The sequence below is a fragment of the Lactobacillus equicursoris DSM 19284 = JCM 14600 = CIP 110162 genome (genome assembly GCF_001434815.1).
GTDB classification, from domain to species: domain Bacteria; phylum Bacillota; class Bacilli; order Lactobacillales; family Lactobacillaceae; genus Lactobacillus; species Lactobacillus equicursoris.
This window is the reverse complement of sequence record NZ_AZDU01000050.1, coordinates 1-10,971: the sequence shown is the minus strand read 5'-3', so window position 1 is coordinate 10,971 and position 10,971 is coordinate 1. Positions and strand designations below refer to the sequence as shown.

The 10,971-nt window shown below is 47.0% G+C and carries 12 protein-coding genes; 4 read left to right on the top strand and 8 right to left on the bottom strand.

Features of this window, described 5'->3' with window-relative positions; translation table 11 throughout:
- Nucleotides 1-82: 82 nt before the first annotated feature.
- From FC20_RS08140 to FC20_RS08120, 5 genes are all read right to left on the bottom strand, one after another.
- Nucleotides 83-394: a hypothetical protein gene (locus FC20_RS08140; protein ID WP_008461876.1), complete on the bottom strand. Its 312-nt coding sequence runs from the start codon at nucleotides 392-394 to the stop codon at nucleotides 83-85.
- Between the two features lie 98 nt (nucleotides 395-492).
- Nucleotides 493-1,329, bottom strand: coding sequence for a PTS system mannose/fructose/sorbose family transporter subunit IID (locus tag FC20_RS08135; protein ID WP_008461875.1), 837 nt, complete (start codon nucleotides 1,327-1,329; stop codon nucleotides 493-495).
- Nucleotides 1,330-2,184: a PTS mannose/fructose/sorbose/N-acetylgalactosamine transporter subunit IIC gene (locus tag FC20_RS08130; protein WP_008461874.1), complete on the bottom strand. Its 855-nt coding sequence runs from the start codon at nucleotides 2,182-2,184 to the stop codon at nucleotides 1,330-1,332.
- 33 nt (nucleotides 2,185-2,217) lie between these two features.
- Nucleotides 2,218-2,715, bottom strand: coding sequence for a PTS sugar transporter subunit IIB (locus FC20_RS08125; RefSeq protein ID WP_008461873.1), 498 nt, complete (start codon nucleotides 2,713-2,715; stop codon nucleotides 2,218-2,220).
- 16 nt (nucleotides 2,716-2,731) lie between these two features.
- Complete coding sequence (locus FC20_RS08120) at nucleotides 2,732-3,178, bottom strand: PTS sugar transporter subunit IIA (protein WP_008461872.1); 447 nt, start codon at nucleotides 3,176-3,178, stop codon at nucleotides 2,732-2,734.
- 204 nt (nucleotides 3,179-3,382) lie between these two features.
- Here FC20_RS08120 and FC20_RS08115 point away from each other — a divergent pair, with 204 nt between their 5' ends.
- Genes FC20_RS08115 through FC20_RS08100 form a run of 4 tightly spaced genes read left to right on the top strand, consistent with a single transcriptional unit; the run spans nucleotide 3,383 to nucleotide 7,661 of the window.
- Nucleotides 3,383-4,360, top strand: coding sequence for a substrate-binding domain-containing protein (locus FC20_RS08115; protein WP_008461871.1), 978 nt, complete (start codon nucleotides 3,383-3,385; stop codon nucleotides 4,358-4,360).
- The gene (locus FC20_RS08110) at nucleotides 4,360-5,679 is read left to right on the top strand and encodes a sensor histidine kinase (RefSeq protein WP_008461870.1); all 1,320 of its coding nucleotides are present in this window, start codon (nucleotides 4,360-4,362) and stop codon (nucleotides 5,677-5,679) included. The genes FC20_RS08115 and FC20_RS08110 overlap by 1 nt, the downstream gene beginning before the upstream one ends.
- A gap of 1 nt (nucleotide 5,680) precedes the next feature.
- A complete protein-coding gene (locus FC20_RS08105; RefSeq protein WP_039943919.1) occupies nucleotides 5,681-6,361 on the top strand; it encodes a response regulator transcription factor in 681 nt (226 codons plus the stop codon).
- The gene (locus tag FC20_RS08100) at nucleotides 6,348-7,661 is read left to right on the top strand and encodes an ABC transporter substrate-binding protein (protein ID WP_008461868.1); all 1,314 of its coding nucleotides are present in this window, start codon (nucleotides 6,348-6,350) and stop codon (nucleotides 7,659-7,661) included. Before FC20_RS08105 ends, FC20_RS08100 begins: the two co-directional genes overlap by 14 nt.
- Nucleotides 7,662-7,776: 115 nt before the next feature.
- Here the strand turns inward: FC20_RS08100 and FC20_RS08095 are convergent, their stop codons facing one another.
- The 3 genes from FC20_RS08095 to FC20_RS08085 form a co-directional block, all read right to left on the bottom strand.
- On the bottom strand, nucleotides 7,777-8,268 hold the full coding sequence (locus FC20_RS08095) for a YbhB/YbcL family Raf kinase inhibitor-like protein (protein ID WP_008461867.1): 492 nt from the start codon (nucleotides 8,266-8,268) through the stop codon (nucleotides 7,777-7,779).
- Between the two features lie 55 nt (nucleotides 8,269-8,323).
- Nucleotides 8,324-8,947: an NUDIX hydrolase N-terminal domain-containing protein gene (locus tag FC20_RS08090; protein ID WP_008461866.1), complete on the bottom strand. Its 624-nt coding sequence runs from the start codon at nucleotides 8,945-8,947 to the stop codon at nucleotides 8,324-8,326.
- Between the two features lie 208 nt (nucleotides 8,948-9,155).
- The gene (locus FC20_RS08085) at nucleotides 9,156-10,784 is read right to left on the bottom strand and encodes a peptide ABC transporter substrate-binding protein (RefSeq protein ID WP_008461865.1); all 1,629 of its coding nucleotides are present in this window, start codon (nucleotides 10,782-10,784) and stop codon (nucleotides 9,156-9,158) included.
- Between the last annotated feature and the right edge of the window lie 187 nt (nucleotides 10,785-10,971).

Below are 10,971 nucleotides of genomic sequence, written 5' to 3'. Positions count from 1 at the left end.
CCCCCGAAATTAGTGTCCTAATTTCGGGGGTAATATCACGATACCTAAGTATCAGTACGTTTTTCTTTTACAAGCGATTCAGTTAGTGTTTTTTAGCAGTCTTTTTCTGAAGATAGTCAAGCTTTTGCTCGTAATCATCAATGACCGCCTTCACATTTTGTTGTCCCCGCCATCCAGTATAGCCAAAGAGCAACATTCCTACCGCTCCCAGCACTAGGAGGACCGCGCCAACAACATTGAGGAGGATGTTCTTAGCATGGAAAAAGTAAATCAACACAATCCCAATCCCACTTAAGATGCTGCAAAGTTGAAACCAGTAACCGAGATTTTTGAGCATATGTTTTTGGTAGGCAACTTCACCTTCATAGCCTTTGCGCATTTCATTAAGAGTCATGGTAATTTCCTTCCTAAGCTAGCAGCAGTAGTTTTCTTTTTGAAAAAGTTTAATTCGGAGTAAATATGAATGTTTCGAATAAAAATTGGGTAAAAGTTTTAGTATGAAAGGCCTGGGTTGAAGAAGCCAACCAGGACACCAACAAAGGAGATGGCAACCAAGATCAGCATGGTCCAAATTGCGGACACGTGCTTCTTGGACATCAGCCACCAGCAGAAGATGGTGATCAAAACCGTGAGCAGACCTGGGAAGATTGAGTCTAACTGGTTTTGCAGGTTCAAGAAGACCTTGCCGTTTGAGTTGTACAGCTTGAGTGAAGTCGTAACGTTAACCCATGAAGCCAAAACCCCACCAACAACCATGGCACCAACAGTACCGATCGCCCGGCGAACGGCAGCGCCTTGTTCACCAACAAGGAATTCAACTGCCTTGTCTCCCAGCTTGTAGCCACGGAAGTAAAGGAATCTTTGACCAAAGTAAGCTAACAGTACCCAAACAACGATGTAGAAGATCGCACCAACTGGTGAACCACCGGAGGACATCCCCAAGGCAATCCCAAGCAGGATTGGAATCAAAGTACCGTCGATCAAGGAGTCACCGATACCAGCGATTGGCCCCATCAAACCGGCACGCATGTCGTTGATAGTTTCGCCGTCGATGCCCTTGCCGTTAGCACGGGCTTCTTCCATACTTGCCGTAATCCCGACGATCACAGAACCCAGCATTGGGTTGGTGTTGAAGAAGGCCGTGTAAGCGTGAATGGCATTAACTTGATCTTCATGCTTTGGGTAGAGCTTTTTTAAAATTGGCAACATGGAGGCCATGTAGCCAAAAGTTTGCATGTGTTCTTGGGAGAAGCAGGTTAAAGCGCCCCAGAACCAAAGGTTGAATGACTTGCTTAAGGTCTTTTTATCAAGCTTCTTCGTGCTGTCCATTTAAATGTCCTCCTCTTCTTCATCGTCGTCATCATCGCCCGCAGAAGCGCTGACTACAACCTTCTTGCTTTCAGCCATTTGAACTTCGTACATGATAGCGGCGAAAAGCAAGGAAACGATCGTTACGGAAACCAAGTTCAGCTTCAAAGAAGCACAGAAAGTGAAACCTACAAGGAATGGGACAAAGTCCATTGGCTTGTTTACGATTTGCCGCAGCAAGATTGCGATACCAACACATGGCAGCATCCCACCGACCGTGAACAAGGTCTTCATTGGAATCCCGTCCATTGGCAAAGCGTTACGCAATGCAGTAACGGCGCTGGCACCAAAGTGAGTCAAGAGCATAGTTGGCACGAATGAGAAGATCAGGTGTGATACCCATGGCCAGCCAAAGTTAACGCCGTAAAGATTTTGCAGTCTGCCCTTTTCAACGTCTTTCCAGCCGAAGGACTGCCATACCAGGTTCATGGTAGCAACGGCGTAGTAGAGCACCGTACCAACCGTACCAACCAAGGTACCAACAGACTTAGCCAAGTTGGCTGCTGAAGTGCCAAGTGGGTTCATCCCTCTTGAAGAAATCGCAACCATAGCCAGCGGAATCCCGATGTAAGAAATTGCCCGAACGTCGGCTGAAACCGTACCACCTGGCGTAACCAAGGCGATGTAAACCAGCTGCATAGCGACCCCGCAGGCAATCCCCAGCTTCAAGTCGCCTAATACCAAACCACAGACCAGACCACCAACTAAGGGACGACCGATCGTGTAGTTACCAACTGCTTGACCTGCCATACATGAGTTTGAACACAAACAAGCGAACAGACCCAAGATGGCAGCTTGGAACCAATTAATTGTCATTTTTTAAACTCCCTTTTTTAATAAACGCAAAGATTAGTAACCAAACTTAGACTTAAATTTTGACCATTCACCAATTCGTTGGTCAGGAAGCAAGGCAAAGTCAACCTTGTAGCCAGCCTTTTCGATGGCTTCAAAGGCATCAGCTTCTTCTTGGGTGAAGGATTGGTTGTCGCCAAGCTTGATGGCGCCAGGACGGTCGTTACCAGGACCCACGTTAACAACCTTAACGTCGCTTGGCTTGAAGCCTTCGTCAACCAGGATCTTCTTCATATCCAAGGGACTCTTGGTAATCAAGAAGTAGCGAGTGTCTGACTTCAAGACCTTGTCTTGGACCTTCAAAAAGTGTTCCATGGTCCAAACGAAAGTCTTCTTGCCTTCAGCAGCTGCTTGGTAAGCTTCTTTTAAGATCTTGTTCTTGGCTGCCTTATCGTTAACTGCGATGATCCCATCACAAGGACGTTCCTTGCCCCAACGGGTGGTGATCAAGCCGTGAATCATCCGGTCGTCAATTCTTACAAATGATACTGACATCGTTCTTCCTCCTTAATTAAATCTCGTCTTCCTCATCATCTTCATCGTCTTCTGACGGAAGCTTGTATTCCTTCAAAGCTTGACTGGCTTCACCTAAAGCCATCTGTGCCAAGCTTTCCCGATCCATGCCATCTAGAGAAACGACCACGGTCAAGGCCAAGGTGAAGTTCATCCCGCCTAGGACAGTAGCTCGGTCTAGCATCCCCTTTTCGGCAGCGACGCTGAGGAAGGTCGTCAAAGGACTGCCCCCAATGAGGTCTGCCAAAATCATGAATTCATCATCTTCAGTAAAGTTTTGTTCATCCAGCAAAGCTTTAACTTCTTTTTTGAATTCATCCGCTGACTTCCCATTGTGCAAGCCTAATGCAAAAACGCGCTTGTCTGCTTCACTAGAAAACATTTCTAATGACGTTTTCAGCCCTTCAGCAAACTTGCCGTGAGAAACCAAAAATACGTATTTCACTTTCTTACCTCCTTGCTTAACTCTTGCCCTAAGTTTAGCACCCTAACAAACGCTTACATAGTGTCGTTTGTCACCGATACCATCGCCGGCTAAACAACATTTGTAACGGTTTTCAAGAAAAAGATGACATTTATCACCTGACGAAAGTGACAAATTTAACTATAATTATCTTTAGCATTTGTTATCGAGCTCGCGAGGTGGAAAATGGACGGACGCAGCAACAAAAAGTTTTGGCAGCACTTTTTGCTTGAATTAGGAATTATTTTGGGAGCGATTTTGCTCGCCTATGGCTGGAACAATTTCCATCCTGGGCAAAAGCGGCAGTATACTATCGGCACAACTTATATGACCATGAACAATGTCTTCTATGCCATCTTAAATGAGCAGCTGGCTAACAGCGTCAGCCGTCACGGCGACCGGCTGCTGACGAGAGATCCTTCCTTAGAAATTGATAAACAGGTCAAGCAGATCGACGAGTTTATTAAGGAAAAAGTCGACTTAATCGTCATTGCTCCCGTTGATGGCAACTCCCGTAAGATCCACCGAGCTCTCAAAAAAGCCCGACGTTCTGGCATCAAAATTATCAATGTTGATACCGAGATTAAATGGAAAAATGATGCTAACTGCACCATTGCCACTGATAACTATCAAGCTGGCGTTACCGATGCCAAATACTTGATGAAGCGGCAAAAAAGTGCCAAAATCCTCCTGTTAATCCAGTCCAGTGCCCGCTCCGCCCAGCAAAGAATCAGCGGCTTTGTCAACACGCTAAAAAAGCACCCACAATACCAGGTGCTTGATCAGCTTGAAACTTACGGGCAGTCAGAATTGGCCCTGCCCCAGGTTAAAAAGTATCTTAAAAATGGAAAGGCTTTTGACACGATCATGGCCTTAAACGACCAAGCGGCCCTCGGCGCCTTAGCCGCCATCGATGCTCAAAACGTGACTAAGCCGATTGCTATCTACAGCGTTGATGGCTCTCCCAACATGAAGTCCTTGATCAGCAAAAATAAGAATGCTGTTGCCACCGTGGCTCAGTCGCCGGTTAAGATGGGCAAGACCTGTGCGGCCATGTCCTACCGCTTACTAACTGGCAAAAAGGTTTCCAAAAAAGTAATCATTCCAACTCAGCTGATCACTAAGAAAAATATCAACAAGTACAGTCTTACGGGGTGGCAATAATGAATGCTCGACTGAATCGCCTCTTTTGGCTGAGAAGATTAATGACCTGGCTTAATGTCCTTATTGTCCTTTTTATTAGCTCGACTTTTTACCAAGCCAGCAGCTATATCGTCAATCATAATCTCAGCTACCATTTCTTAAACCAGCTCGATCGCCTGCCCCTATCGCCAATCACAATCTTTTGGACTAGTAACCTCGCCATGCTTTTGCTCACCATGACCATGAACATGCGCCACCACAGCAGCCACTCCCGCAGTTTTTCTGCTCCCTTCTTTTTTGCAGAAATTTGCTTAGCAGCTCTAATCTACTTTGAGCTGCAGATGAGCTACAATGGAATCTTTCTCTTAATTTTAGTCGACTACTTTATTTCTAGCCGAAATTTGACCAGGCTAAGGCATTTTCGCTTTTGGACCTGTGTAGCTGTGGCCTTTCTACTTCTTTACTCTGTTTCTGACTACAATATTTTGGGCAAAATTAGTCACATGCCTAGCCTTTCAACCTATATCAGCTTCATGGCCGAAAGCGACCAGCCAGGTTTAGTATTTATTCAAAACTTGCTAACCACTCTCAACCTTTTATCCTTTATCTGGATTATTGTTTACTACGGCCTTTACCTGCTAAGCCAGGAAAGGGACATTCAAGAGAAGCTGAAAGAAGCTGCCCGAGCCAATACTGAGCTGAAAAATTATGCCGCCCTTTCGGAAAAAATCGCCCAAAACCGGGAACGGAAAAGAATTGCTCGCGACATCCACGATACAGTAGGTCATGCCTTGACCGGGATCACCGCCGGGATTGATGCCACCAAGATGCTGATTGACATCAATCCCCAAGCGGCCAAGACCCAGCTAGATAAATTGTCTGCTGCTAGCAAGCAAGGGCTAAAGGATGTCCGTAAAACCCTGAACCAAATGCGGCCCGGGGCCTTAAATGGCTATACCTTTGAAGCATCCCTAAAAAAGATGCTCCAAGAATATAGTGATATTTCCCATATCAAAATTGAGTTTAGCTATCAGTGGCAAGGAGCCGAGTTTGAGAAAACTACTGAGAATGTTATTTTTAGAATCATTGAGGAAGCCATTACCAATTCTATCCGGCATGGCCACGCTACCCTCGTTTCTATCAACTGCCTGGAGCGGCCAAATGCATACCTACTGACTATTCGGGACAACGGCGTCGGAATCAAAATGATCCGGCCCGGCTTTGGCATTACCCAAATGAAGGAGCGGGTGGCCATTATCGGCGGAAAGATTAGCTTTAATGGCGACAACGGCTTTTTAATCAATGTGATTATTCCTAAGGGAAAAAGTGAGGAGAACTAAGATGATTAAGGTTTTAGTAGCCGATGACCAGGCTCTAATTCGCGATTCACTAAAAATCGTGCTTGAAGCCTCGGGCAAATTTGAAGTAATCGACACTGCTGGCAACGGCAAAGAAGTTCTAGAAAAGATTGCTGTTAAGCAGCCAGATGTGATTTTGATGGATGTCCGCATGCCGGAAATGGACGGGACAGTTTGCACTAAGTATGTCAAAACCAAGTATCCGCAAATCAAGGTAATTATTCTAACTACTTTTGACGATGACGACTTTATCTTTAGTGCTTTAAAGTACGGGGCATCCGGCTATTTACTCAAAGGGGTTGAGCCTAAGGAGCTTTACCAAGCAATCGAAATTGTCTACCAAGGCGGGGCGATGATCAACCCAGATATTGCCCAAAAGGTCTTTACCCTCTTTTCCAAGATGGCCCAGTCAAACTATGCAATTAAGGTCAACGACCAAGAATCCCATGACTTTAACAAGCATGAATGGCAGGTCATTCAGCAAGTTGGCTTTGGCCTGTCTAACAAGGAAATTGCAGCTAAGCTCTTCTTAAGTGAAGGCACTGTCCGGAATTATATTTCTAAGATTTTAGAAAAGCTCGACCTACGCGACCGGACCCAGTTGGCAATTTGGGCCGTACAAAGCGGAGTGACCAGCGAGATTATCAAAGATGACGATGAATAAGCAGATCAACAATGGCCGAATCAGTCCCAATTTGCTGGTTCTGATTTTGATGGTCATCCTCTTTATTTTTGCTGGTGGCCTCAGCTGTTATTACCAGCAAAAGTCTAAAATTATTACGGTGGCCTTTTATACTGGCAGCAGCTGGGATGTGCCCAATGGCAAGCCTTATCAGGTAATTGATGAGGCCATCAAGGAGTTTCACAAGCAATATCCCAATGTGAAGGTTAAATATGAAACCGGCATCACTAAGAAGGATTACCTCAACTGGCTGAGCGGAAAAATTGTTTCTGGGAAAACGCCAGACGTGATCTTGATTCCCGATGGCAATTTTTCCATGATAGCAGAAGAAGGTCTGTTAACTGACTTACGTCGCTTCATCAAAAGCGATGCCTTAAACACGGATCTTTTTTATCAACCACTATTAACCAGTACGCAGTATCGAGGTGGTCAGTACGCCTTGCCCTATGAAGCTAATCCAAATTTCATGATCTATAATCAGACTCTGCTCAAAAAATATCAGCTGCCAAATGACTTTAACCGTCTAACACCAGAAAATTTTGAGAGCATCAGCAGCAGTCTCGCCAAGGTAAAAAAGGAAAAGTACTACGGCACAACCGATGCCTTCAACTGGGAAGCGGCAGCCAAGACTTATGATAGTCTGCTCCTCTCAGCCAATAATCGTCATGTTAACTTAATCAGTACCCGCTTTGCTCGAACTGTTAAACTGATGCAGCAATTGCGGTCTGCATCAGCTAACCTGAAAGTCGATACTGATCTTTTTGACCAAGGCAAGGTAGCTTTTGAGCCAATCACCCTGGCCCAATACCGAACTTATGCTTCATACCCTTACTACGTAACGCAGTCACACTCTTTTGCCATTAGGTACAGCCAGATGCCGAGTCTCGCTGGTCATTCGGCAACTAGCATTGCCACTTCCTCATGGGGGATTTCCAGCAGCAGTCAAAACAAGATGCTGTCGTGGAAGCTGATTAAGATTTTATGCAGCAATAAGCGGATTCAGCAGAAGTTGATGACCACTTCTGCCGGAAGCTCGGTCTTAAAGCCCATCGTAAATAGCAAGAAGACGAAAAAAATCTTGTGGAACTACGGTGCACAAGCAAGGTTCACGTCCACTGAATTAGATAGGCTTCTCCGCACCGGTAAGGTTAATCCAAGTTTCAAGGAGTACCAATTGATCATCAATTTGCTAGAATCGCGGCTAGATCAAGCCTTGGATGACAGCGATATTGACGAAAAACTTTATGACATTCAGTCCGATGCAAACGACTTGGTGAAGTAAGTGCCTTGATTGGGGAAGTTTTTTCAAAAAAGGTCCCCTTTGTATAGCAAGTGAGAGGATCAGCCACACCGCCTCCCACGCAAAAAAACAGTGCCCAAAGGCACTGTTTTTTTAATTACGCTCTACTTGGCAAATCCACCCGCGCCTCAGCTAGCGTCTTGCCCTTCAAGGCCCGGAGGAAGTCGTTATAGTAGTAGTCTTCCGGCAGGTCCAAGGCCTCGCTCAGCGCGTAAACCCGCAAGGTGTAGTCGTGGTCCTTGTCTGGCGGCGTTGGCCCGATGTAGCCCTTGTGAACGGACGCCGGCTCATTCAAAAAGCGCGACACCGTACTGTTAAAGCCGGACTTACCGCCATCTTTGCGGGAAAAATCTTCCGGGATCTCACTGACCGCCGGCACGTCGCTGACCAGCCAGTGGATCCAGGCAAAGCCGCAGACTGGGATTGAGTCGTAGTCGACCAAGGACCAGGCCAGGTACTTGGTCCCCTCTGGCAGGTCCTCAATCGTAAATGGAAAGGATACTACCGGGTTGCCGGCCTCTTTAACTTCGGCATACTTGGCGTAAGCATCTGGCAAGTAGCCATTTTCCAATTCAACATGTACTTGCATAATTTTTCTCCTTACAAAAAAACTCCTGCTAACTACCTCTTATTTTAGCATTTTCTTAGTCAAATTCCGTCTGCCAGTCTGGGCTCCGGTAGGCCTTGAAACACTCCTTGATCTGAGCAGTGCTATTTTTCCGTTCAAAAATTGGTGGCAAATCGTCTTCGCTAAACCAGCCGGCCTGCTTGGTCTCAATGTTCTCTTCAAACTGGCCACCAAGCGGCGTGCAGAGGTAGTAAATGTCGGTGATCCCATATGGGTGAAGGGACCCGTGGTGCTTGAAGTGATCCCAGACCGCGATCACCTGGTCCAGCTTGACCTCGATCCCTGACTCCTCCTTGCACTCCTTCACGCAGTTATCGGCCGGCGACTGGTCCACGTCGCACCAGCCCCCTGGCAAAGACCAGTGCCCCTCGTTTTCCTGGACTAGCAGGATCTTACCCTCGCGAAAAACCGCAGCTCTGGTGGCAATTTTCGGCGTCTGGTAGCCGATCTCGTTACAAAAAAGCCCCTTGACCCTGTCTAGATCCACGCCGGACTTTTCCGCCAGCATCTCAGCCGCAATCTCGCGCAGCCGCTCATATCGCTCCGTGTCAAAGACGTCCTTGCTGTAAGCCAGCCCCGTTTGCCCGATGGCCTGGATTTCCATGGCCCAGTCGATCAGCTTGTCACCTTTTTTAACCATTTTTCTGCATCCCCATCTCTTAAAAAAGTTCCTTTTCTACCCCCTAATTATCGCGCTAAAAAGCCTTTTCACCAAATAAAAAGGAAAGCCGTGTGGCTTTCCTGTAGTAGGAGGATATAGAGAAAAATATCAATTATAAAAATTGATATTTGATGCTAAAAGGAATGTAATTAGGATCAATAAAAGAATGAAGTATGGTCATCACCTCCTACTTGATGTAGGTTTCCTTAAAGTCCCAGCTGCCCCGGACGTTGACCGCCTTCTTGACGCTTGGGCGAACCAGCATGACTGTCGTTAAGTAGTAAAGCGGGCAAACGCCAGTATCGTTTAAGAGGACGTCTTCAGCACTCGCCAGGTCCTTCCAGCGCTTGGCGTCAGATGAGGTGGTCTTAGAGTCGGCAATCAGCTTGTCGTAAGTAGTGTTTGACCATTGTCCGTCGTTTTGGCTGTTGCCCGTCGTAAATAGGTCCAGGAAGGAGATTGGGTCGGCGAAGTCGGCAATCCAGTCAATCAAGCCTAATTGGAAGTTGTGGGCGCCCAGACGGCTAAGAAGGGTCTTAAATGGCACGCTGGACACTTCAATCTTGACTTCTGGCAAAGCCGATTCAATGTTGGACTGGAGAGCTTCGGCCGTGGCCTTGGCTGAGTCAGTATCACTGGAAGTCAAAGTCAGCTTGATCTTGCTTACGCCCAGCTCCTTCAAGCCCTTTTCCAGGTACTTCCGGGCCAGCTGCTTGTTGGCGCTGGCTGGGTAGAGGCTCTTGGCGCTGGCAGAAACAGTATCAATGTAGTCCTTCCCGTTCACCGTCGTCAAGTCCTTGGCCGTAATCGTGCTTGCTGGTTGGCTGGCGCCCCCGTCAACGGTTGAAACTAAGCCCTTGCGGTCGATGGCCAGGGACAAGGCCTTACGGATGTTGGCGTTCTTGACGTACTTGTTGCCCTTAGTCCCTTGACCAAATTCCATGTAGTAGGTGGCCCCTTGCGCCAGGGTGGTAAAGCCCTTGGCCTTCTTCAGCTGCTTGATTTGGGAAGAGTCAAGCGAGGTGGCGTCCAGCTTCTTTGACTGGTAGAGGTTGTAGGAAGTGTTGGTCGACTTTTGCACGCTCCAGTTGATCTGGCTCAGCTTGACGTGCTTCTTATCCCAGTAGGTCTTGTTTTTGACCATCTTCCAGGACAGGTTGGACCCGGTCCAGCCCTTTTGGACGTATGGACCGTTATAGGCCATGTACTTGGACGCCGTCCCGTACTTAGAGCCGTACTTCTTTACAGCTCTTTCATTTTGCGGAAAAAAGACCCCGAAGCCCATCAGCTTGTTAAAGTAAGGAATCCGCCGTTCCAAGGTCACGACCAGCTTGTACTTGCCAACCGCCTTGATCCCCAGGCTCGTAGCCGGCTTCTTGCCAGCGACGATCTTTTCAGCATTCTTGATGCCTGAGAAGAGGTATGAGTATTCTGATTCAGTCTTTGGGTTGACCGTCCGCCGCCAGGAGTAGACAAAGTCCTTGGCTGTGACCGTGTCGCCGTTTGACCACTTGGTCCCCTTGCGGAGGGTAAAGGTATAGGTCTTCCCGTCTTTAGAGATCTTTTCTGACGTGGCCAGGGCTGGTTCCAGCTTGGAGGCGCTGGTAAAGCGGTAGAGCCCTTCAAAGGTGTTGGAGATTTGGGTAAAGGATACTGAGTCGGTCGCCTTGGACAAGTCCATGGTTGGAATTTCCGCGCTAGTCGTCCAGTTTAAAACCTGCTTAGTACTTGAGCTAGCCTTTGAGCTCCCGCAGGCTGACAAGCTTGCCGCTGCTAGGACGACCCCGGCGCCCATGAAGATCTTAGATATTTTCATTAAAAGTCCCTGCTTTCCATTTTTTCTTACTTGTGCTGTTCTTTTTACGCTTGTTCGTTTCTAAGATTTGATTAATTATATTTTCATTTTCTTGGTTTTACAAGTCAAAATAACGGTATAGGCCAAAATTGTTATAATCTTAACGTCAGCTTTTTCAGCAGTTAATAATCAAAAGGAAAATAGCTTT

What these genes read in the sequence shown, in the direction of transcription:
- FC20_RS08140 (WP_008461876.1), bottom strand. Translation starts at nt 394, where the DNA reads ATGACTCTTAATGAAATGCGCAAAGGCTATGAAGGTGAAGTTGCCTAC.
- FC20_RS08135 (WP_008461875.1), bottom strand. Translation starts at nt 1,329, where the DNA reads ATGGACAGCACGAAGAAGCTTGATAAAAAGACCTTAAGCAAGTCATTC.
- FC20_RS08130 (WP_008461874.1), bottom strand. Translation starts at nt 2,184, where the DNA reads ATGACAATTAATTGGTTCCAAGCTGCCATCTTGGGTCTGTTCGCTTGT.
- FC20_RS08125 (WP_008461873.1), bottom strand. Translation starts at nt 2,715, where the DNA reads ATGTCAGTATCATTTGTAAGAATTGACGACCGGATGATTCACGGCTTG.
- FC20_RS08115 (WP_008461871.1), top strand. Translation starts at nt 3,383, where the DNA reads ATGGACGGACGCAGCAACAAAAAGTTTTGGCAGCACTTTTTGCTTGAA.
- FC20_RS08110 (WP_008461870.1), top strand. Translation starts at nt 4,360, where the DNA reads ATGAATGCTCGACTGAATCGCCTCTTTTGGCTGAGAAGATTAATGACC.
- FC20_RS08105 (WP_039943919.1), top strand. Translation starts at nt 5,681, where the DNA reads ATGATTAAGGTTTTAGTAGCCGATGACCAGGCTCTAATTCGCGATTCA.
- FC20_RS08100 (WP_008461868.1), top strand. Translation starts at nt 6,348, where the DNA reads ATGACGATGAATAAGCAGATCAACAATGGCCGAATCAGTCCCAATTTG.
- FC20_RS08095 (WP_008461867.1), bottom strand. Translation starts at nt 8,268, where the DNA reads ATGCAAGTACATGTTGAATTGGAAAATGGCTACTTGCCAGATGCTTAC.
- FC20_RS08090 (WP_008461866.1), bottom strand. Translation starts at nt 8,947, where the DNA reads ATGGTTAAAAAAGGTGACAAGCTGATCGACTGGGCCATGGAAATCCAG.
- FC20_RS08085 (WP_008461865.1), bottom strand. Translation starts at nt 10,784, where the DNA reads ATGAAAATATCTAAGATCTTCATGGGCGCCGGGGTCGTCCTAGCAGCG.